The 22,736-nt window shown below is 47.1% G+C and carries 18 protein-coding genes; 5 read left to right on the top strand and 13 right to left on the bottom strand.

Going from position 1 to position 22,736, the window contains the following annotated elements:
* The first annotated feature begins 1,066 nt into the window (after window positions 1–1,066).
* Window positions 1,067–2,380: a site-specific integrase gene (locus tag ACQ4MZ_RS30865; protein ID WP_430851823.1), complete on the top strand. Its 1,314-nt coding sequence runs from the start codon at window positions 1,067–1,069 to the stop codon at window positions 2,378–2,380.
* A 742-nt stretch (window positions 2,381–3,122) separates the two neighbouring features.
* On the opposite strand, the gene ACQ4MZ_RS30870 is transcribed toward ACQ4MZ_RS30865, so the two are convergent.
* The 7 genes from ACQ4MZ_RS30870 to ACQ4MZ_RS30900 all read right to left on the bottom strand — a co-directional run bounded on the left by ACQ4MZ_RS30870 (window position 3,123) and on the right by ACQ4MZ_RS30900 (window position 12,992).
* Complete coding sequence (locus tag ACQ4MZ_RS30870; RefSeq protein WP_430851825.1) at window positions 3,123–3,722, bottom strand: class I SAM-dependent methyltransferase; 600 nt, start codon at window positions 3,720–3,722, stop codon at window positions 3,123–3,125.
* A gap of 212 nt (window positions 3,723–3,934) precedes the next feature.
* Complete coding sequence (locus ACQ4MZ_RS30875; protein ID WP_430851827.1) at window positions 3,935–5,476, bottom strand: MFS transporter; 1,542 nt, start codon at window positions 5,474–5,476, stop codon at window positions 3,935–3,937.
* Window positions 5,477–5,537: 61 nt separating this feature from the next.
* Complete coding sequence (locus ACQ4MZ_RS30880) at window positions 5,538–8,687, bottom strand: efflux RND transporter permease subunit (RefSeq protein WP_430851829.1); 3,150 nt, start codon at window positions 8,685–8,687, stop codon at window positions 5,538–5,540.
* Between the two features lie 11 nt (window positions 8,688–8,698).
* Window positions 8,699–9,787 (bottom strand): efflux RND transporter periplasmic adaptor subunit, encoded by a 1,089-nt coding sequence (locus ACQ4MZ_RS30885; RefSeq protein ID WP_430851831.1) that lies wholly within the window; start codon window positions 9,785–9,787, stop codon window positions 8,699–8,701.
* A 16-nt stretch (window positions 9,788–9,803) separates the two neighbouring features.
* On the bottom strand, window positions 9,804–11,141 hold the full coding sequence (locus ACQ4MZ_RS30890; RefSeq protein WP_430851833.1) for a TolC family protein: 1,338 nt from the start codon (window positions 11,139–11,141) through the stop codon (window positions 9,804–9,806).
* A 64-nt stretch (window positions 11,142–11,205) separates the two neighbouring features.
* A complete protein-coding gene (locus ACQ4MZ_RS30895) occupies window positions 11,206–11,661 on the bottom strand; it encodes a GbsR/MarR family transcriptional regulator (protein WP_430851835.1) in 456 nt (151 codons plus the stop codon).
* Between the two features lie 158 nt (window positions 11,662–11,819).
* Window positions 11,820–12,992 (bottom strand): FAD-dependent oxidoreductase, encoded by a 1,173-nt coding sequence (locus ACQ4MZ_RS30900; RefSeq protein WP_430851837.1) that lies wholly within the window; start codon window positions 12,990–12,992, stop codon window positions 11,820–11,822.
* Between the two features lie 88 nt (window positions 12,993–13,080).
* Here ACQ4MZ_RS30900 and ACQ4MZ_RS30905 point away from each other — a divergent pair, with 88 nt between their 5' ends.
* Window positions 13,081–14,040 (top strand): helix-turn-helix transcriptional regulator, encoded by a 960-nt coding sequence (locus ACQ4MZ_RS30905; protein ID WP_430851838.1) that lies wholly within the window; start codon window positions 13,081–13,083, stop codon window positions 14,038–14,040.
* Between the two features lie 216 nt (window positions 14,041–14,256).
* Here the strand turns inward: ACQ4MZ_RS30905 and ACQ4MZ_RS30910 are convergent, their stop codons facing one another.
* Together ACQ4MZ_RS30910 and ACQ4MZ_RS30915 are read right to left on the bottom strand one after the other, a co-directional pair.
* Window positions 14,257–14,997 carry an SDR family oxidoreductase gene (locus ACQ4MZ_RS30910; RefSeq protein ID WP_430851840.1) on the bottom strand — a complete coding sequence of 247 codons (741 nt, stop codon included), beginning with the start codon at window positions 14,995–14,997 and terminating at the stop codon, window positions 14,257–14,259.
* A gap of 76 nt (window positions 14,998–15,073) precedes the next feature.
* The gene (locus tag ACQ4MZ_RS30915) at window positions 15,074–15,640 is read right to left on the bottom strand and encodes a Crp/Fnr family transcriptional regulator (protein ID WP_430851842.1); all 567 of its coding nucleotides are present in this window, start codon (window positions 15,638–15,640) and stop codon (window positions 15,074–15,076) included.
* A gap of 456 nt (window positions 15,641–16,096) precedes the next feature.
* On the opposite strand from ACQ4MZ_RS30915, the gene ACQ4MZ_RS30920 reads away from it, so the two are divergent.
* Entirely contained in the window at window positions 16,097–16,669 is a 573-nt protein-coding gene (locus ACQ4MZ_RS30920; protein WP_430851844.1) for a flavin reductase family protein, read from the top strand.
* 100 nt (window positions 16,670–16,769) lie between these two features.
* On the opposite strand, the gene ACQ4MZ_RS30925 is transcribed toward ACQ4MZ_RS30920, so the two are convergent.
* Window positions 16,770–17,084 (bottom strand): winged helix-turn-helix transcriptional regulator, encoded by a 315-nt coding sequence (locus tag ACQ4MZ_RS30925; RefSeq protein ID WP_430851846.1) that lies wholly within the window; start codon window positions 17,082–17,084, stop codon window positions 16,770–16,772.
* 211 nt (window positions 17,085–17,295) lie between these two features.
* Here ACQ4MZ_RS30925 and ACQ4MZ_RS30930 point away from each other — a divergent pair, with 211 nt between their 5' ends.
* Window positions 17,296–18,276 carry an MBL fold metallo-hydrolase gene (locus ACQ4MZ_RS30930; RefSeq protein ID WP_430851848.1) on the top strand — a complete coding sequence of 327 codons (981 nt, stop codon included), beginning with the start codon at window positions 17,296–17,298 and terminating at the stop codon, window positions 18,274–18,276.
* 3 nt (window positions 18,277–18,279) lie between these two features.
* Window positions 18,280–19,686, top strand: a complete 1,407-nt coding sequence (locus ACQ4MZ_RS30935; RefSeq protein ID WP_430851850.1) for a M28 family peptidase — start codon at window positions 18,280–18,282, stop codon at window positions 19,684–19,686.
* 950 nt (window positions 19,687–20,636) lie between these two features.
* On the opposite strand, the gene ACQ4MZ_RS30940 is transcribed toward ACQ4MZ_RS30935, so the two are convergent.
* The 3 genes from ACQ4MZ_RS30940 to ACQ4MZ_RS30950 all read right to left on the bottom strand — a co-directional run.
* Window positions 20,637–20,789 (bottom strand): helix-turn-helix domain-containing protein, encoded by a 153-nt coding sequence (locus ACQ4MZ_RS30940; RefSeq protein WP_430851852.1) that lies wholly within the window; start codon window positions 20,787–20,789, stop codon window positions 20,637–20,639.
* Between the two features lie 333 nt (window positions 20,790–21,122).
* Window positions 21,123–21,680, bottom strand: coding sequence for an antirestriction protein ArdA (locus ACQ4MZ_RS30945; RefSeq protein WP_430851854.1), 558 nt, complete (start codon window positions 21,678–21,680; stop codon window positions 21,123–21,125).
* Window positions 21,681–21,963: 283 nt separating this feature from the next.
* Window positions 21,964–22,736 (bottom strand): HEPN domain-containing protein (locus ACQ4MZ_RS30950; RefSeq protein ID WP_430851856.1); only part of this gene is annotated, 773 nt, incomplete at its 5' end.

Raw genomic sequence — 22,736 nt, forward strand, 5'->3', positions numbered from 1 at the left:
AGCAAAGTATGAACCAACTTCACGGGCCCCTTTACCACTTAGACGATCGGGCATTTATGTGGTCGACAATTGATCGACTTTGGAAGCACTTTAACCGTTATGAGCTGACTAGCCAAATAATTTTCGGTTCCTAACTCAAGAAGTCATAGATGCAAATCTGCATGTTGAATTTTTTCGCCTAAACTCTAATTCTACCAGAGCCAACTCTTACCTAGGTGGTGTGGGTAGCCACCTGAGAAGAATTGGTTCTTTCTTGTCCCAGTCGATATCAATCATCCCGTCGGTTAAGTCGCAAAGGGAACTTGGCTTTTAATTGATTGATTTTGGGCGTACTGTGTGCGGATGGAAATAAATGATTTCGGATCCGGTATGGCGTTTTCGCGGTAGTAGTGAATACTTCCCCTACGTCTTAGCGATATCCGGCTTCCTCAACATAACAGACCTCCCTTCGATTTCAATGCCCCAAAAAAACTATTAAAGATCTGCTAACATGAGCTCATACACCTCCATTGATATTCCGTAAAACGGTAACGTTTTGCCACTGGCGCTAATAGCCGTACGTTGCATATAAATCGTTCAAGTTCTGCATCATAGAGTTCGCCTGGATCTCGCAATTGAGGTAATACTCTGACCATAAATAGCCTTCGTAAATACTTGATTATCTACGCCGCAAGAATATCCCGGTATTTTCTTATCTTTGGTTTGGATAGCGAGATGCCTAAAATGCATTAAAACAAGCTAAGGTGATCGGTTACCAGATCGGTTACCTGCCCCATATTGAAAGGATAAATTACTGATAATCAAGTGCGAATTTATAAGGTTTGAATCCCAGCGGGATCACTGAAAGCGCCTCAAAGGGCGCTTTTTTCGTTTAAAAACGTCATTTTTTCACTGTTTTCGAAGATAAGCATATCATTCTGATTCAATCCAGATCAAAGCGTTCGGTAACCTATTCGGTAACCTGCTTTGCTTACTAAATTAGGTTACCGAATGGACATGTTTGACAGAGGCGATTTTGACCAGGGTTTCTCAAACATCAATGTTTTTCTAACCTTAAACTGTGAGGATGATGAATTTCAAACAGAATTTGACTGTACTCTTCTGGCTGTACAGACAAAAAGCGAAAGCAGACGGCAAAGCTCCTATTTACGCCAGAATCACAATCGACGGTAAGTACACTGAAATTTCAACAGGCAAGAAAGTAAACCCGGCATCCTGGGACTTGGATGTCAAGCAGGTCACTGGCTCAGGACTGGAAGTTAAACTGGCAAATCAGAAACTTGCTCAGATCCAGACTGACGTCGAGCGGATCTTCAACGGTTTGCAAACGCAGTTCCCGGAGGTAACCCCGGCGATGGTCAAGAACGTTTACCTGGGCAAACCTGCGATCGAGCAGCCTAAGCTCGTTAAACCGGTCACAAAGAACGAGCAAACGGTGCTGGAAGTCTTTGACGAGTTCATCTCGAAATTCGAAAAGCGTGTGGAACGGGACAACGCCTCGTATGAGACCTTGAAGCACTGGCGAAGCACTAAGAAGAAGATCGCCGGTTTCATCAAATATCACTTCGATCGCGAGGACATTCACTTTTCCAGTCTTCCCGACACTTTCGCGGATGACCTCTATGATTATCTGACCCTAAACGTCGCGAAACCGCTGGCCGAGGTAACTGCTCGCAAAGAAGTGAAATGGGTGCGTCAGATCGTCAAAATTGGCGTTAAAAAGAAGTATATCCCTTCCAACCCCATGGAAGGCTTTAAGTGTTCAGGCGGCGACGTTGAGGTTATCCCGCTGGAATTTTGGCAAGTCGAGAAAATCCAGCAAAAACAGTTTAGCGTGGATAGAATTTCTGAGGTTCGTGATGCATTCATTTTTCAGTGCTTCACCGGCTTTGCATATCAGGATATCTACGACCTCAGTCCCGAAAACGTAGTTCTGGTTGGCCCTAAAAAAGAACGCTGGCTTGTCAAGCACCGAGGTAAGACAGAGGTTGGCGAAATGGTACCCATTCTGCCAATCGTCGACCAACTGATAACAAAATATCAAGACCATCCTTACTGTATTGCCAATCGCAAGCTGATCCCGGTAAATAGTAACTACCGCTACAACGTGTATTTAAAGGACATTGCGCAGCTATGTGAAATCCGGGATGTTAGTGGAAACATCAGACGGCTGGATACGCATGACGCCCGGCATTTCTTCGCTGATATGATGCTCAACAATGGCGTTCCGCTGGAAGATGTCAGCAAAATGTTAGGCCACCGAAGCATCAGAACAACGATGCGTTACTGCCGAGTGAGAAAGTCGAGGATTAGCGCGAATGTAGCCCTAGTGAGAAACAAGTTGTTTACCAAGGCAGGTAAACTTCGGCAAGCCTCTTGACGGCCAGTGTTCTAGCTGCGCGGTCGGGACCATCTCCCGACTGACAGCTAGAACACTGAAGACCCAGGTAGAACCTAAGACCCAGCTTAATATGTAGCTTGTCAGTTGCACTGGAAATAAATTAGCGCTTAACTTGTGAACTATTCGTTTACAATTACCCTTCGCTTACGTCTCATAATTGATGATATCAAAAATTCTTCTTGGAGGCAAGCCGGTGAGCCTTTCCAGTGGATTCGATACCAATCCTCAGGCTTATTATAATAGGGGGCGCAACGTTTTTCGAGCGGATGATGAGGAGATAAATGTATCTTAGGCATTACTGAAATTTTTTGAGCATGGCACAAGTGAAGGACACCTCGCATCCGGGCCCCTGGTTTATTCTCTTTATGTTTGGAATAGGAGTTGCGCTACTCATCATAACCTACGGCATGTACAACTATTGAATCGACCGGATATAAATTTCATTGGTAAACTCTTAGGGGAACAAACGCTCATGTCGCATATGGCGGCCATACATCTCCCAAAAGCGATGGTCGATATCCATAGGAAAATCGAAAGAAGTAAACCGTTAGGGCCAAATTACAATCCCCTTCGAGTAAACGTTGAAGGTCCATCCAAGTCAACAAGGCTGCCGTTGGCTAACAAATCGATGAGGGAGAATAGTACGTCCTGGTCTGGCAAGCTGGAAACCAAACATGCACCCTTTGAGGAGCTATGCCTACGTCCATAGCGTCAAAACCTATCATTTCTTGCATCGGATCAAATAGAAAGGATAATTCTCCATGACCTCTTCAACAGTGGTCAACCCAAAGGATTTGAATTCCCTTTCAATAGAATTCAGGTCATAAAAAAATATTTTTACACCACCGAACTGCTCAAACCGGTCCTGGCCGACAGGACTTCCACAGCCATACGTCGATGCCCGCTTAGTGATAGCCGTAAATATCATCATACCATTCTTCTCCAACTGACTAAAACAATTGGCGATAAACTTTTGTCTTGCGTGCTGATCCAACAAGTGGATCAGTGCATGGGCAAAAATGCCGTCATAGCGATCTTTATCAAAGGGCATATCTGTGACAGACCCATGATAGATTTTCAAAGACTCATGGTATTGATTTTTCGCCAGCGCAATAGCTGTTTCCGAAATCTCAATACCTGTCACCTGCATTCCTTTCTCAAGAAATGGTTGTGCGTTCCTGCCATATCCTATCCCTGGTATCAGTACTTTACTATAACCTGCTTCAGCGAAAGCTTTCGCTGATTGCAACGCTGCCGAGGTGGGGCTTGATCCCCACATTGACCCTTTGCTTTGAAATGCTTCCTCCCAAAATTCACTCATCTGATTATTTTGTTTAATAGGTACTGATATGAAAACAAGGTCATGGCTGCCTGAAAGAAAGCGAAACCTGCGTTTCTATTTCCGGCCGTCATGGGTTTTATATTTAGTTTTGTGCGCTGACTCTTTCGCTAACTTTCCGATGTATGCGCGCAAATGACATGTCACCTATATATAGGAATTACTTGTATATAGGAATTACTTGGCGCCACTGATCATGTATGCGCATTGAGCCTTTTCGGGCCAAAAAGCAAGATGTATATCAAAAGCAGAACCATGATGACTACGCCCACCCAGATGGCCTGCTGCCAGGCCGTAACGAATGATTCCTGAGCCGCGCGGACCAATAGATCCGCTCGTGCACCGGTAGTTGGCGCAATGACCTGGGCATGAGGCAGCCCTTCTTTTGCAGCAGCTACTACCTCCTTTGGAAACCCTTTGAGTCTGACTCCTACGGCCAGGCTATATCGCGCCGTTACAAGCGGACCAAGCAGCGCCACACCCAGTGCCGTTCCCAGCTCCCGGGTAACGTCATTGATTGCCGAAGCCACTCCCTGACGCTCCGCAGGCAGCGAGGAAGTGATGGCCTCCGTGGAAGGTGTCATCGAAAAGCCCATTCCCAGCCCCATTACCAATAACCCTGGTAAGATGGGAAGGTAACCTCCATCTACCGAAACAAGTTGACCCATCAATGTGGCGCCGATGGCACCCATGGCAACACCTATGGCCATTGTATATTTACGGCCTATTTTGTAAGCGACTTTCGGCGCAAGCCAAGAGCTCGCCATCATCGATAAGGCCATAGGCATCATTGCCAAAGTCGACCGAAGCCCCGACCATCCCAAAACTCCCTGAAAAAATGGAAAAAGTACGACAAATATTCCCGCTTGTACGCCAAATATAGTAAGCAAGGATATCGTGCCGGACGACAGGCTCCGCTCACGGAAGAACCTTATATCTAAGAGCGGCTCTGGTTGGCCAAGTTCCCAGACTATGAATCCAGCCATTGCGATTATAGCAATGATCAGGCTTGCAAGTACTATTGGCTCATCCCAACCGAGCGCCGGAGCTTCGTGCAAGGAGTAAACAACGCCTACCGAAGCCAGTACCGAAAGCAGGGAGCCTACGTAGTCAAAACGATACTGTGCTCTGACTGTTGAATTGGGGACAAAGCGAAGCGTCATCGCGATGGATACAGTTGCCAGTACAATGGGCAGTAGGAAGAGCCATCTCCAGCTGGCTATATCTACCAGCAGAGCAGAAAGATACATCCCCAGAATTCCTCCCGCGCCCGCTACACCCGTCCAGATGCCGACTGCTTTGGAACGTTGCTGCTCAGGAAAGGTAGAGGTAATCACTGCCAGCGTCACGGGCATAATCGATGCGGCGCCAATCCCGGTCAATAGGCGTGCTATCAGCATTATTTTCGCACTTGCTGAGACGGCTGACAGAAAGCTCGCCGCCCCAAACACGATCAGCCCACCAACGAGCATCTTCTTTCGCCCGAGGCGGTCACCCAAAGCTCCCAGAGGAAGCAGAAATGCAGCGAGCGTCAGGGCGTAAATATTGATGATCCAAAGAACTGTATTCTGTGGCACGCCAAATTCCAACGCGAGCATGGGCTGGGCGACATTCAGACCGCTTACGGACGCAATTACAGCCATCACGGCCAAACACACAGATAGCAGGACTTTCTGAAAATCAGGTTGATGGTCAACCGGTGACGCTGCCTGCGGCTTAGTTTCGTGCTTGTTCATTGTCAAAGACTCTTTTTTTTGTGAAAAAACCAATATTACTGCCATGGGGACTACTGGTGATTTACACCGCGTCCGCAATGGGTTGGTCGGAATCAACCAGGCTGATCAGCTGCTTTAGCTGTTTTCTTTTTACATCGCCCTTTATCAGGTCTACGATCAGGTAAATAGAAGGGACAACGAAAAGGGTCAGCAGCATAGAGCTTGTCAGGCCACCAATCAGTACCCATGCCAGGCCGTTTTTCCACTCCGCTCCGGCACCAGAGGAAAGAGCAATAGGCAGCATGCCGAATATCATCGCCAGCGTGGTCATCAAAATGGGTCGCAGCCTTGCTTTGCCGCTTATGATGAGTGCCTCGGCCGTGTTTTTTCCGCTCGCCTTCAAATGATTGGCGAAGTCCACGATCAGAATTCCGTTCTTGGCCACCAATCCAATCAGCATGATCATGCCCAGGATGGAAAAGAAATTCAGTGTCTGCATAGTCAGCGCCAGAGCCAGCAGCGCCCCGATAATGGCAACAGGGATGGAAAAGAATACAACAAACGGGTATACGAAAGAGTTGTAGAGCACGACCATCGTCAGGTACACAAGCAACAGCGATGCAAGCAGTGCTAAGCCCAGGTTAGAGAAGGTATCCTTCATGTATTTTATATCACCCTCTGCATCAACGATAATATCTTTATCGAAGCGGGCTGTCTGTATAAACTTATCCAGCTCTTGGGTAATCGCGTTTGGGGTAACGCCGAGTACCTGGGAGGTGATCGTGATGGAGGGCATTCTGTCTTTGCGGTCCCGCTGCCTTGAGGCCAGTGCATACTGAAACTCGGCAAACTGTTCAAGTTTTACAGAATGACCCGTCGAGTTTACGAAAGAAAGGCTACGCAGGTCCTGCTCATTTCTTCTGTCGAACTTGTCGTAAGCGATCTCAATGTCGTACTCCTTTTGCTTGTCAACGAACTTTCCGTCGGTATTGCCGCTCAAAGCGATGTTCATCACCATCCCGACCACATCCATACTCAGCCCCAAATCAGCCATGTTGTTCCTGTCGATGGCAACCTGTAGTTCTGTGGTACCTCTTTCTACCGACAGTTTCACATCTGAGGTGCCTTTGATTGTCTTAAGCTTACCGGCAATGGCTTGCGCAGCTGCATACACCTTATCGGTGTCATCGCCGGAAACAACAAGGGACACAGGGGCATCATTCGAGGTGCCCATCATGTTCATGATGGCTGAGCTCACTTTCACACCTGGCAGGACTTTTTCCAGCTCCAGTTTCGCATAGTGGGCAAACAGGTCGGACGAAAGCGCTCTGTGAACTTTCGGTATCAGCTTCACATTGATCTCGGCTTTGTTTTGTGCGTTCCTGTTGCCGCCCATCGAGCCTGAACTGGTGCCAATGCTGGAATACACTTTGATAACTTCCGCTTTTCTAAACAGTATCGCTTCCACTTTCTTGACAACGTCATTTGTGGTTTGAAGCGTGGCGCTTTGCGGTAGTTCAAGGTTGATGAGCACTTCTCCCTTATCGCCATTGCTGGCAAATTCACCTCCGATAAAACCCTCAGTGACTAGCATCAATGAGCCGAAAATTAACGCTAATGACCCTGCAAGTACCCATCTTTTTCTGGTCAAAGCTTTCGCCAGTATCCGGCCATACGCACTGGTCAACCACGTAACCATTGCTTCAAAAGAGGTAAGTATCCTTCCCAATAGGGAGCTGGAATCAGGGTGCTCTACCTTTGCCCATTTTGAAGCTAATAGCGGGGTGAGTGTAAAGGAGACAAACAGGCTCATCAGCGTGGCTACGACGATAACCATAGCGTACTGTCCCAACATGTTGGAGATGATGCCGCCCACCATGGTCAAAGGCAGAAACACGATGACATCCACAAGTGTAATAGCTATGGCCGTAAAGCCTATTTCTTGTCTGCCCTCGAAAGCTGCGGTTACCTTATCCTTACCTTTTTCAAGGTGTCTGTAAATATTCTCCAGCACCACAATGCTGTCGTCAACAAGTATTCCGATTACCAGGGAAATGGCCATCAGCGTCAGCAGGTTAATGGTATAGCCCAGCAGGATCATAGCAATAAACACAGACAGTAGGGATGCGGGAATGGATATCATGACAATCAGCGAGTTGCGCAGACTATGCAGAAATAACAGCATGACCGCCGCGACGATAACAATCTCCAGCAAGAAGTCGAGCATTACCAAGTGTGCCGCCTCGATTGTGAATTCTGAGCTGTCGTTTGCTATATCGAATTTTAATTTCTGTTCAGCGTATGTCTGCTCTATCTGGGCTATGACTTGTTTCACTTGTCTTGCTACGTCGACAGCATTCGCATCGCTTTGCTTGATTATCTGAAGACCAATCGAGTTTCTGCCGTCGATACGGTTGAAAGTGGTGATCTCTTTTGTTCCATCTTGTACTGTCGCGATATCTGATAGCCGCACGCGTGAGCCTGTCGAAGGGTTACTTTTGATGACCAGATCTTTTATATCCTGAATGGACTGGTACTTTCCTTTCAGCTTAATGCTTGTTTCCGACAAGCCGTTGCTCAGCTTCCCTGCCGGAAATTCAAGATTGGCGTTATTGATAGCCTGATTGATCTGCAACAAAGACAGATTGTATTGCTCTGCTTTGCTGCGATCGATACTGACTTTTATGGCACGCTCCTGGCCCCCCACTAATTCGATCCTGGCTACGCCGCTCACCTTGGTGATGGCTGGTTTGATCTCGTCTTTGATCAGGGCATATAGCGCGGTGGGTTCCATGCTGGCACTAACTCCAAAACGCATGATGGGCATATCAGTCAGTGAAAACTTATCGATTGCAGGGGCTTTGGCGGCCACGGGCAGGTCTTTGACGACTTCATTGATCTTGCGCTGCGCTTCCTGCATGGCTTGCTGTACATCGGCATCTGTTTTTAGCTGGACAGTCACCGACGAGATGCCTTCGAGCGAGGTGGACTTGATGGCATCCACATTGTCGAGTCCGGAAACAGCATCTTCTATCTTTTTGGTAATCCCGTTTTCCACCTCGCCGGGAGATGCGCCGGGATAGGCCGTTGTGACGCTGAACATGGACATTGACATATCGGGGGTGAGCTCATAGTTGAGTCGTAAATAGCTGACAACGCCCAGGAATGTAAGCGCAATGAAGACAACCATTATAAAAGATGGTCTTTTGATGGATAGCTCTGTAATTGACATGGAAGACGCTTTTATTTTTGCACTTGCACTTTTGAGCCGTTGCCGATGTTCGACTGGCCGGTTTCTATGACCTGATCATCAGAAGAAAGACCATCATAGACCACTACGTGCTCACCCTGCAAATGGCCTGTAGTAATCTTTTTAAGCACGGCAATGCCTCTGTTGACCACGTACACATTTGGATCCTTTAGACTGCCGACAATTGCTTTCGAAGGTATTGTCAGCGTCTGGTGATTATTTTGGTTTTTAATGATGGCCCGACCACGCATACCAGCCATGAGCGGATATATCGAACTGTTGGGTATCTGTACTTCCACCAGGAAATTTCTGTTGGCATCTGCCTGGGCAGCGATGTAGACGATAGTCCCGGTTACGTTATAGTCAGGGTAAAGATCGGGTGAAACCACTATCTTGTCTCCCTTCGAAAGTTTTATGACATCTTTGTCCAACAGGTACATTTGAAGCTTCAACTTGGAGTTATCGACAATATCAGCCATTACTGTCCCGGGGCTCAGATAACTCCCCACTTGTACATATGACCTATGTACAGTGCCGGATATAGGGGCTGTGATACCGGTTGACCTGCGTATTGCGTTGAGCGAATTTAACTTCGCCTGGGCTGAACTTACCGCCAGCCGCTGCTCTTCGACCTCGCGGGCTGTAATGGCATTGGATTTCAGCATGTTTTCCATCTTTTCCAGGTCAGCCCTGGCTTTGCCGAGCGTTTCGATCGCCAGCTGCTTGTCTACAACTTGTTGTTGTCTTTCAATACTTTCAGACTCGTTGAAGACTGAAACCAGGTTTTCTCCCTTATGGATCTGTGTCCCATCTTTTAATGTCGTCACAGTGATCCGGCCGGAGATATCCGAGGTCAAAGCCATCGAATTAACCGGGACAAAATAACCTTGTGCTGTAAAGGAGCCGTCCATACGTTGATAGCGTGGCGTTGTAATTGTTACTGGAAATACCAGGGTCTTTGTGCTCCCAATAGCGGCTTTGGCATCCAGCTGTTGTTTATTTCTGCTTAATGTAAAAGTTATGATCAGCAGCAGGCCGGCGGCTAGCATAGAAGGGATGAGGTAACTGTTGATTCTTTTCATTAGCTCTTATGAATTGCTATTTGGTGATCAGGGCTAGGTTTCCAGAGGCTTTAAGCCACTGCAGTTCGGCTGACTGCGCCTCTACGATCGCCCTCAGGTATGCCGTTTGCGTTTCTTTTAATTGTAGATGCATGTCCAGCAGTTCTTTCAGGGGCGTGTAGCCGTATTGGAACTGAGCATACGTTATATTATATACGTCTGCTGCCAGCGCCATGCTTTGTTTTGTAGTGACCATGTTGGCATTACTGGCATCCAGCTTGTGCGAGGCGTTGCTTAGATCTTTATCCTGCTGTAAGCTGCTAATCCTCAAATCCAGTTCGATTTGAAGCTGTTCCAGTTGCAACTGTTTCACCCTAGATCCTTTAAAGTTGCCATCGAAGATGGGAATGGAAATATTCAAGCTTGCCAGCGAGTTGGGATACCAATTGGCAGTTGTCCGCAAGACGTTGGGGTGATTTTGCTGGGCGAGTGCCCCGTATTTGAAGTTGAATGATAGTTTGGGCAGATAAGAAAGTTTGGCCTGTTTATGCCTGAGCGCCGACAGATCTCGGCTCGCAGCAAGAAGCTGGTATTCAACCGGCTGTCTGGGCTGACGCTGCCCGACCAGTGGTCCGTAAGTTGATTGTGCCAATTGTGCATCAATGCTAAGCGCATCTTCCAAAGGATAGGCCATGGTATATTTTAGAAGCGTTATACTCTGCCGGTATTCCATCTGGGCGCTCTGAAGCTGCGTTTGCAGACTGGTTCTTTCCAGCTGCAAACGTTTCAGATCGAGCGTTCCTGCAAATCCGTTGTCCAGCTGTATCTGAACCATTGCAAGGAGGGTGTCAACTCTCTGGACGTTTTCGTTAACAATTTCCTGTTGAAGAAAGGTTACCTGCGCAGCGATGTAAGCCGTTGAAACATCATAAACAATTTGTTCTGCGGCTTTTTGCTTGTCCAATAAACCTATTCTGCGGCTTTGCCTGGCAAGCTTCTGGCCTGTAATTTTCTCAAAGTCGATTACAGTTTGTGTCAGTTCAATACCTGCGGAAGCATTGTATTTTGTTCCGAACTGAACTGCCTGATCCTGGCCAGGCTGTCCCAGAAATTCTCCCGGTATGATCTGGGTAATCAGGCGGAGATTGTTCGTGTATGCGGCATCAGCCTTTATCTGTGGCAAGTAGCCGGAAAGCTGTTCCCTAAACTTCTGATTGTATTTATCCAACTCGTAGCTGGATCTCTGAATCCCAGGGTGGTAATCTGTTGCATAATGCACGGCGTCTTTCAGGCTGAAATGATGTTCGGCCGGCTGCGCATGGATCACCGATGGTAGCAGCAGCAAAAGCCACTGATAAATAGCACTACATTTCATTTTGATGATTCATTTATTGCTAGTTCGTTCAATATTTCATGAACTAAAAGGGCAAAAAAACACACTACTTGTTTTCCCATTTTTTGATAGCGATCACTATTTCCTTGTAGACAAAATCCAGAAACTCGGTCACCTCTTTGAGGTCGTTGTTGAACGTCGTGGTTTGAGGGGTTCTGGACTTGAGGATCTCTTTAAGGATGACGTTCAACTCATCGAATTTTTCGAAGTTTGCCATCGTCATCTGCGTCCAGTTGTTCATCCGGCACCGAAAGTATCTCTTTTTATCGCCAAGCCTGGTAATGTACTCGATGTGATTGGTCATCATCAGCCGGTTCAACGCATTGCTTGTACCACCCTTGCTTAAATGCAAGGTCTCCATGATTTCATCAAACGTAAGTTCTACTTTGTCAGCGACCAGAAATAGCCCCCATACCCTGCACTCGGCGGGTGGCAAACCGTACTTTTCGTTCAGTACGCCAAACTGCTCAATCAGTTCTTTTTGTTTCTCGGTTAATACCATTCCCTTGTTGGTAGGTTACTTATTTCTGATGCAAATATAGTAAGTTTTTTTCAGTTCAGCAAAAGATGAACTGATTATATTTTAGCGGCGAACATCTTAGGGTAACAGATAGTGGGTTGGCGCATAACTGGTGGAAGGTTGGCTAGCCAACCTCCGTGCTAGGTGGTAGCAAAGCTCAGTTGATCTTGGGTCAACAAGATCGGATCTGTCATGATTTGTTGCAGCTGTGTATCGGAAGCTGCCCTGAACGAACCAACGAACTGATCCAGTCGTTCGGCGGTATCAGGAATGAAAGAAGCGGCATTTTTTCTTGCATTTCCCTGGAACTTTTGAATAATTGGCTGCATCAGTGTATTGTAGTTGTTGCAGGCCGATAAGAGATCCTCAGGTGTTTTGCCTATGAAATGAGCCAATGCTTTGGCCCCGTAAATCGATAGCGATGCGCCCATGCCTGATAGCGCCGTCGGGCAGTAACCTGCATCGCCTAGTAAAACAAGAGGGCCGTTAACAAGGTCAGGACTGTTTACCATACCCATTTTGTCAACGAACATCAATCCGTCTGCGGCAAACCGCCTCAGCAAATCCTGTACTTGTTTGTTGTAGCCCGTAAAAGATCTTTTTAGTAACTCGGCAGCATTCATGCTGCGTACCGGTAAATCGCCTTCATGATGAATGTAGCATTGGATAGCGATTTCATCGGCGGCAATCGGATAAATAGAAAGCATTTTGTGCACATCAATGTAGATCTTGAAGCTGCCGACCGTAAAATCGTGACGCAATGTCAACTTGCCTCCCATGTACAGCATATTGAAATCTTCCGTTTTACAGTCCTTAAAGTACTGTTGCCTGGTGGGCGAGCGAAGCCCTTCTGCGATAATGACCAGATCGGCCGCCAGTGCTTCGCCGCTGGATAAACTAACCAGGGTCGTTTCTTGGTTTCGCACCAGCCCGCTGATCGTTGTGTTGAATCGTACTGCGATCTTGTTCTTGATGTCTTCATAGAGAACATGATGCAGGCCTCCCCGCGAAATCAGCACGGAGCGTTCGGTGTTTTGACTGATCTTTTCATAGCTGATGTGTTGAATGAGCTGATCATTTGCTTCCCAAAAGCTGACGTATTCAGAAGGCGAGGACTGCTCCAGGAGCTTTTTACGTAGCCCAAGCTCATCGATGATTGAAACGCCAAAGCTCTTTAGGGAAAGAAGAAATCCTGCTTTACTGAAGCAGGCTGCCTTGTCAATTACAGTCACATGATGCCCCTGCGCGTACAGTAATTTAGCCGCTGTTAGCCCGGCAATTCCCCCGCCGGAAATAAGAATGTTCTTTTTCATCTGTTAACATGTTAATGTTGATGATGCAAAACTATTCCTATATTCAGGGACAAAATAGCCAAAAAATAAGCAATAATAGTCCATAAATATGCATGGTCAGGAAAACATTCAGCGGATGCTCTACTGGGCCGAGAGAATGGGAATCCCGGTGGCATCTCTGGATGGTGATCTGCAAACTTTACACCTCAATGAGGTTCGCATCATTGATGTGCTGCCGGAAATGCTGGTAATGATTCGGTCCGTTGTAGCTGAAAAAGCGATCTGCTATCGGCGAAAATCCATTGATATTATTCAGAGAGGCCTGCTGATCTCTTTTCAGAATATAATCAGCCACCCTGCGAACCACGCAATTCATGACAGCAGATTGCAGCAGGCCCAGCCTCATGTCCGGATCACACCCTTGCATCTGGAAAGTGAGATACAGTTTCCGGAAGGCATGACCATCCGCCAGATCAGCATTTTAATAGAACTTGACTATTTGAAGAGTTACCTGGGTAAACAATACCAGAAATTTGAATACCTGTTCCATCAGGAAAAGACGCTGCTGATCGAGGAGTTTATGTCGCCTGAAATGGCCCTGGTTGTCAATGAGCTGGTCGATGGCTGCTTAGTTAGGGCGCTGCCGGAAACCTACTACAGATTAAAGTCTTTGGAGTTGCTTTATTTGTTGTTCACAAGTTTGTCGAACCGGCATCAGGTGCCTCAACAGCATCTTCGAAATGAAGACATTGCAGCAGTATACCGGGTGCGCGATAAAATTGAGCGCTCGTTGGACAAGCCCTGGATACTCAATGAACTGGTAAAGCTCAGCGGCATGAATGCAATTAGGCTTCGCCGGATTTTTGTCCAGGTGTTTGGTAAAGGCATTTACGAGTACTATCAGTTTCTGAGGATGCAGGAGGCTGCAAGGCTCATGCAACAAGAGCGCATATCGGTCTCCGAAGCGGGATACCGGGTTGGGTTTACCAATTTGAGCCACTTTGGGAGATTATTTGAACGACATTTTGGGGCGAAGCCCAAAAAATGGAGCAGCAATTTAACCCTGTAAAAACCAATTGTATTACGGCAATTCGAAGCAGCCAAACCCAAGCATAAAATTGGAAGCGATGATGCCTGCCTTCAAAACAAGCACAGGAGCAGTAAATCAGACATTGCATGTTTACTAGCTCCTGTGCGGTGGGAAAATTTGATAAGTACTCGCGCCTGCTGGCACATGCGCCGTCGGTACTAACGCGGCAGGGACGTTTTGAACGCCCCTAGCTTACTACCATGGAATTTCGCCAGCAGCGGGATTTGTTTCTTCGCTGAAGAATTTGCCGGTCGGCCCGTGCTGATCAATAAGTGCATACTTGATGATTCGCTCCGCAGCAACACTGACCTGGCCACCATTAAAGAAAGTGAAGTCTGTTGCGGTGAGTCCCGGGCAAACTGCATTCACCTTTACCTTGGTGTCCCTCAGTTCATAGGCAAGGTGAACAGTATACATATTCAATGCAGCCTTGGATGAAGCATAAACGACGTACTTTGCAAAATTGTAGGCGGGCCAGTTGGGATCTGATTGTAAGGCAAGCGAGCCTACACTTGTACTCACGTTGACGATTCTTGGTTCGGATGCATTAAGCAACAAATCCATAAATGCATTGGTCACACTTGCTGTGCCAACAACGTTTGTTGAAAACGCGGCCATGTACTGATCCGCGGTGGCGCTTGCCACCGTATAGGGATGCGCTCCACCGTTTATACCTGCATTGTTAATCAGCACGTCCAGCGCGGCAGTTCTTTTCCCGATTTCATTCCGAGCTGCGGAAATAGAATCCAGATCCGTGACATCCAGGGTCACAGCTTCCAACTGGTTCAGCCCCTCTTCTTTAAGCCTGATAGCTGCCTGTCGCCCTTTTACCGAATCCCGGCATCCCAGATAGACATAAAATCCTTTTTTCAGTAATTGTCTTGCTACTTCGAAGCCGATACCTTTGTTGGCTCCGGTGATTAGTGCGGTCTTCATATTCCAATTTTTAGTTTTGATGCTGCTAAATTGCAGCACGGAAAAATGAAGTCGTTTAACATTTGGTAAAAAGCATCTATCGGATATTTTTCCGGATCCTGCTAAGGGATTGCTGCGTAACACCCAGGTAGGATGCAATGTAAGCGAGAGGTACTCTGTTTACCAACAGCGGATAATGCTCGAGAAATTCGAGGTACCTGGTTGTTGCGTCTTGTAAAATAACAGGCGCTTTTCTCGATTTCTGGTAAAGGCAAATCTGAACCATTTTATTTTTGGCAACGTCCCAGCCTTCGATAAGTTGAGAAAAGCTGTCCCAATCGTTCTTCGAAAAAGTAGCCAGTTTGCAATCTGTGCAGGCCTGAATATAATCCGACGAAACCGTATTAGCCTCGAAATTGAGATAATCTGCTACCAAACTGTTTTCACTAATAAAGCAGCGTGTCACTTCCGCTCCTGTGTTGGTGTAATAACATCCCCTGAGCACTCCTTCGAGTACGAAACCAACCTGCTTGGGAACTTTGCCTGCCTGTGAAAAATAGGCGTCTTTCCTCAGGTCCATTATCTGCGTCTTACTGATTATAACCTCCTGCTGATAGGAGTTAAAATCCCCAAAACACGATATATAGTTTACCAACTCTTTCATTGCCATTTAATATATCCTAATCCATTGCTCGGCGTTCTGATGGTTTTGCCACAAAAACTAGGGAATTTCCATCGAAACAAAATCAAAGTTCCATCCGGAGCAAGCGCGATAGAAAACCCAACCGGGTGTTGCAAAGTTCGGAAAAAAACAACGGGATTGTATTGCCCATAGTCCAATGCTAGGTACTTCACCAAAGTTACATGGCTCCATAATGAGCACCCGCAATCCTGGTAGTGGATCAGCTTCCCCAACATGTTAGAGAAATCGCACTAGCTCATTGGGCAAATTATACAAGCGTTCAAAAGCCCGATTTTTGTAGCGAAGAAAAAAGCGGAAGCTGTTGATGACCGGATTAAAAGTGGAACAAACGTAACTTCCAATGCTACAGAAGCCATGCAGCTTACGGCATAGTCTTTAAAGAAGTTGTTCAACGGAAACCAAACATAATAAGTTATCATGAGTACAAACAATAAAGTGATGCGAGATTATCCACGAAACAAGGTGGCGCGATTACTCGAACCTGGGCCACTGGTGCTTGTCACCACAGCACACCAGGGTAAAAGTAATGTTATGACTATGGGCTTTCATATGATGGTTCAGCATGATCCGCCACTAATAGCATTTGTCATCGGTCCATGGGACTTTAGTCACAAGGCTCTGATAGAAACCAAAGAGTGTGTGATTGCAATCCCAGGCGTTGATTTGATGCAAGAATCTGTGGATATTGGAAACTGCAGTGGCTCAGAAACAGACAAGTTCAAACAATTTAATCTGAATCGCCTCGACGCAGAAATCGTCAAAGCTCCGCTGGTCGAGCAGTGCCTGGCGAACATCGAATGCAGGGTTGTGAATACCCAACTGTCTGCAAAGTATAATGTGTTTGTTGTTGAGGCACTGAAGGTGTGGGTTAACGGGAACAGAAAAGAGAAACGCATTTTTCATCATAAGGGCGACGGAACCTTTAGTTTGGATGGCGCGACCATTGACATGAAAGCCAGGATGACAAAATGGAAAGAGATAACCGATTAAAGTTGAGTCTGCTGCGTTAGCGAATTGTGAATAATAGCTCGTACATGGTCTTGCAAGTGGAGATCGGCACTTCCAGCGAATACGACGGCAGCATAATCTTTTAGGAAGCATGCAAAAGCTGGGGCGATTGGTCCGGCCGCTTTCGGTATTGATCACCCCATGTATCCATCATTTCCAAAACCGGCAGCAGTGACTTGCCGAGGTCCGTCAGGAAATACTCTACTTTGGGGGGAAGCACCGGGTAAACAACCCGTTCAATAATGCCATGCTCTTCCAGTTCCTTTAACTGCACATTCAGCACTTGCCGACTTGCATGGCGGTTCAAACGCTGAAGTTCACTAGGCCTTCTTGCACCATTGTGGATGTTAAGGATCAGACAGGGCTTCCATTTTCCTCCTATAATTTCCATGGTCATACCCATACCACAGTCAACATCAATTGGGATTTTCCTTTCGTACATAGCTCTTTCTTTGTCTGATACAAAAATAGGCCAGCGCACACAAATCTCAGCATAGGCAGAAAATTATGCCTATGTCATAATGGAGTGCGTACTTGTCCAAACTTGGGTACGACGATAATTTCGCATATCCAAAATCAGGCAAGTCCGCTACTTCCAAAACAGCATTATGAAAAAAAATCTAGGCAAACTTATCCTCAGAAGCATATCCTACTTTACACTATCGACGGTTCCGCCAGCTGGACTTCTTGGTCAGCAGGCTCCCCAATCATTGCCTCAGCCAGGCTATTACCACATGCAGCTAGGCGACATCGATCTCATCGCGCTATCCGATGGTTCCGTCCCGCAGGATCTGAACGCACTGCTCACCAATGTAGAACCTGGGCAGGTAAAGGCATTAACCGAACTGAACTTTCAGGAGCCCATCGTGGAGGCATCCGTAAATGCCTATCTGTTTAAGCTAGATGGAAAACTGATTCTTGTAGACGCCGGTACCTCCGAACTATACGGCCCTTCCCTGGGACATCTTCCAAGCAGTTTTGCCAAAGCCGGCTTCAAACCGGAGGATGTTGACATTGTGCTAATTACGCATATACATACAGACCATACAGGCGGGCTCATGGACGGGGACAGGATGGTTTTCCCGAATGCCACCATTTATGTGAGTAAAAAAGAATACGACTTTTGGCTGACACCAGAAAATTTTACAAATGCCTCCAAGAAACTGAAACCCTACTTCGAGCAGGCCGCACTTAAAATGAACCCTTACGTGAAGGCGGGAAAAGTGAAAACGTTCGGATATGACCAGGAAATCATGCCCGGCATCCGGCCCATTGCCAGCGCCGGGCATACGCCCGGCCACAGCTTCTATCAGCTTAGCAGCAAAGGCGAGACGATCGTGTTCTGGGGAGATATTTTGCATTCGGCCGCAGTGCAATTGGCTGATCCCGATGTTACAATTATCTATGATGTCGATCCCAAGGCAGCTGCTGCGGCACGCAAAAAAGCGTTCGACGAGGCGGCAAAAGGTAAGCACTGGATCGCGGCTGACCATATTTCATTTCCAGGAATAGGGCATATCCGTTCCGAGGGCACAAAAGGCTACCGCTGGTTCCCGGTCAATTTCACAACAACTGGTGCAGGGCAATAATCTATGAAGGCTCGTTCAATACCTGACACAGCCCGACAAGGTTGGGCATGTCTGATGCTATTACTAGGTTTGACCACCACCAACTGCCTGGCACAGCAACATGCCGAAGATTCCCTGATGATCAGGAAATTATTCGACAATGCATTGACAGCGGGGAGAATAGGGCCTGATCTGCGGTACCTGACCTCCCGGATCGGCCCGCGTATGTCCGGGTCGGACAATGCACAAAAGGCCGTGGAATGGGGAAGACTAAAAATGCAGGAAATTAACCCCGACAGCGTCTATTTGCAAGAGGTGATGGTACCGCATTGGGTAAGAGGAAATAAAGAAAAATCCTTCTTCACACGATCCAATCGAAAACGTGAGGTGATGCAGGTGTGCGCCCTGGGCGGCTCTGTGGGTACCAATGGAAGACTAACTGCCCGGGTGGTAGAAGTAAGGAGCTGGGCGGAACTGGCTGCTTTAAAGGACGAGCAAGTTCGCGGAAAGTTCGTCTTTTTTAACAGGGCAATGGATCCCAGGGAGATTGAAACGTTCAATGCTTACCTTGGGGCGGTCGACCAGCGCAGTAAGGGGGCCATCGAAGCGTCGAAGAGAGGCGCCGTCGGAGCATTGGTAAGGTCCCTTACTTTACCGATCGATACCGTTCCTCATACCGGCGCAATGGGCTATGATCCAAAGGTTGTCAAAATACCCGCTGCGGCGCTGAGCACTAAAAGCGCAAACCTATTGAGTGAATCGCTGCGATATGACCCTGACCTCTTGTATAGCCTGACCATGGACTGTCGCCAGCTACCTGATGTCAAAAGCTACAACGTTATCGGTGAAATAAAAGGGGCGGTTTATCCAGGCGAATTTATCACCGTAGGCGGTCATATCGACACCTGGGACCTGAGTGAAGGCGCCAGCGATGACGGGACCGGTTTCGTGCAAACGCTGGAAGTTCTCCGACTGATCAAAACCAGTGGAAAAAGGCCCGAGAGGTCCATCAGGGCAATCCTTTACATGAATGAGGAAGCGGGTGCCGATGGAGCAATAGCATACGCCCGGCAGGCGAGGCTGTCAGCAGAAACCCACCTTGCCGTATTGGAATCTGATGCAGGCGGGTTTACACCCCGCGGGTTCAGAATTGAGGGCAGCCCGGATATCCACGCCATAATTTCTGGTTGGAAACCCCTGCTTGCGCCTTACAAAATCGACGATATCCATTCCGGGCATCGCGGGGTAGACCTTGCACCTATGAAAGGCCTTGCCAAAGCGTTAATAAGTCTGGACTGCGATGATCAGCGGCTTTTCGATATACATCACAGTGCACTCGACACTTATGACAGGGTCAATATCAGGGAAGTGGAGCTTGGAGCGGCCTCCATGGCGGTTTTGATATCGTTGATTAGTAAGTATGGACTTTAAGCAATCCGTCCTGAAAATCCTTTCAATCAAGCAGTCGAACAATGGGCCCACTATTTGACTCCAAAACGCTATTCCAATTCGCTATTGGCTGGTGCGGTCAAGCACATTTTTCCCAAAAATGGGTTAGATGCCCATTCGCTGGGAACGTTCCTACTAATGTGGTCATGTTATTGCCCTGACGAGTATTGCGAACATAATCGGGCCTAAAAACGTCTCAGGGCTGAAATGGACAATTACTTGTCCTTGAACGGGACGGAAATGTGCTTGATGATCAAACTACCGACCGCTGAAGCGCCGCTGTCATAGTGTCAACGCCGGTCATTTTTTCGAAGATCAAACGCCATTCGGCCAAGCTGGCAGTAAGCTGGCACTTAGCCGGTAGAAGGCAAGGCAGAATCAATGAGGTGACCATTGCTGAGCAAATTTACTGCTTAGAGCATAGAGAAAAATACGATTAAGCTCCTACTTCCCTTTCTTTAAGCTATTACAATAAAAAAGCTTTGCAAAAATTGAAAGTATGACGCAAGAGGATCAGCTTCCTCCAAAGCTTTCTTACCATGTCTGCCTGAAACGAATATTCTGATCATTTCTTGTTTGAACTCAGGATCGCAAATCCGGCGAATTTTAAGTGTTTGTGGATTTTCATTTTGCATCATACCTGCGCAAAAATGTGCCGCTTTTCGGAGCAACCTCAAGCAACCGTATCGCTAATACTCAGGTAAAGATTTACTGAAGCGGCCCTAGTTGCCGATAGCAGATCCAGGTCCAGGCAAGTCTTTTCCAGTTTATGAGCCGTCGCCCCTGCGTACTTAACCATAGTTTTGCTCTGTAATGATCGAAAAATCTAGCTGCTTCTATGACTGTTGATCCTTGCTGCAAAAAATAAACCCTGACATGAATTTCGTCAGGGGGACATTGGCTTCCAAAGCCAAATGAAGATGGTTTCTTCTTCATTTGACAGCAGCAGTTTTGAACTTCACGAACATTTTTTCGATGTCTGCCCGGTCGTAATAAATCACACCGCCGATCCGCATAAAACTGAGCTGTCGGCTTGCACGCATGGCATGTAGCTTGCCAGGCGAGACATCGAGTAACTTTCGCACCTCCCGAGATTTGAGCCATTGCTTGGAATGCTGAGTGCCCCGCCTGCAAACATCCGTCTCATTTCGGAGAGCATTTGCTCCTTAAACTTTTCCAGATCCGCTAAAGTGACTAATTGATGCGTGAATAACGCTGAACTCTCCTCAGTTTGCTTGCTCTTCTTTTCCATTGCTGTCTGCTTTACGTTAACAATCAAAAACATCGATTGACACGTGCAGTCGATGTTTGATCGGAAAATAATAGTCAGCACTTGATACTTGTTTCCTCTTTTTCCCACTGGAACAAAAAGAATAAAGAGCCTTTCGAGACAGGCGTATCGAAAGGCTCTTTGGTTTTTAATAATCAGTGAATACATGGCCTTCGTACTCACTGTATCCTTCTAAAAACAGGTCTTTGGCGAAGGCTTCGTAGTTGAAGTAACGTTCGAGAGCCTGCGGAACACCTGACAATAGTCCAGTTTCTTCGATGTATTGATAGGCATATTCAAGTGTAGCGTCTTTCCCACAGCCGCCAAAGAAGCCACGGTAGCTTTCCCGGAAACCTTCAAGTTGGTCTTCTAACTCGTACCCGTTACATGGGCAATAGTTGATTTGCTTACAATAAATCTCGAAGGCTTCGGCAGTCTCATCGTCCATTTCACCGGTGGCCTTAAAGTAGGCGAAAGCATCTTTGTGAAGGCTACATTCCGATATCAAAAAATCCGGGATGTTTTCCCAGTCTTGAAACATGAGCTCCGGATCTAATTCATTTCGATGGAACTCAAAACAGTCTTGCAGGAATTCTTTCAGGTCAGCATAATCTGTCAGATCAAACCATTTACCGAACAGCGATCCACTGTTGTATTGACCATAGGTCCCAACATAGATTTTAGGAGTACTTTGGAGATTTCTCATGATTGAAAGGCATTAAGTAGCTTAGGCCCGGCCGTGTGCTCAGGGCAATCGCTGCCTTCCACTCAATGAAAAAATGACGGGGCTCGTCCCCTTGGTTGCAAGCCCATCCGGCGGTTTAAGGTGCGGCTGGCTAATGCGGGTTCAGCTAAAAAGCCGGATGACGAAGTGCAGGTTTGCAACCGTCATTTTTTGCTTTGTAACTTTCGTTTGCACTGAACGCACCTTTTAATGATTCTTTTCAGCAATCTGAGCACCTTAAAAAGGCATGTAGTCACCTCTCCCGCTAAATTCCAATTGCACACATTCGCTCTTCGAACACTGCTTCGGCTAATTCTAGCAAGCGTAACACTCGGGATGAAATCGAATGAACTTCCTGTTCGCTGATCTGGTAGTCCGGATTGTATCTGGCCCCGAGGTATGCGTCTTCCAAGAGTTGCAGAAGCTTTTCTTCATCCGGCGAACCGCCAGGAAAGATGTCATTTAGTTGAGGTGCTAATCTATGATTAAACCGTTTAAGTGATCTGATGGAATGGGTGCGCCGTTCGCTTCCGTAGAGCGCGATGGCCGTGCTACGAAATGTAGTTTCAGTAGCTTGTTGCAGCATGAACATCGATAGAGCATACTCACTTACTTGTTGGTAGTAGGCTGCCCCCTCAAAGAACTTTCGAGCTTTGTTCATTCCGGCTATAAACGCGTGTCTCGACTTCTCGGTCAGTTGGCTGAGGGTTTCGGGGAGCATTTTCGGTAATGGCGTAATACTCTGTTGGTATACCAGATTTTCGGTGGCACATGCCAAAGAAAAATACACCTGCCCACTGGTAAGCGCCTGATGAATCTCAGACAATTTGTGAACTGAGCAGCAGAGCTTTTCATCACCGCCACTGAATAGCTCAACGATGGACTGATGCTCTTTGAAGGGCTTTTGGTTATCGTCGGCAAACACAATCAGCAGATCCCTGTACGGCTTTTGCTCCGTTGATTGTGGCGTAGGATGCTTGACCTCAAATATCAGAAGTGGGTCGAGTGACGCTATTAGCAGTTCAATAATGGCTTTGC

This window comes from Dyadobacter sp. BHUBP1 (genome assembly GCF_050587785.1).
Taxonomy (GTDB): domain Bacteria; phylum Bacteroidota; class Bacteroidia; order Cytophagales; family Spirosomataceae; genus Dyadobacter.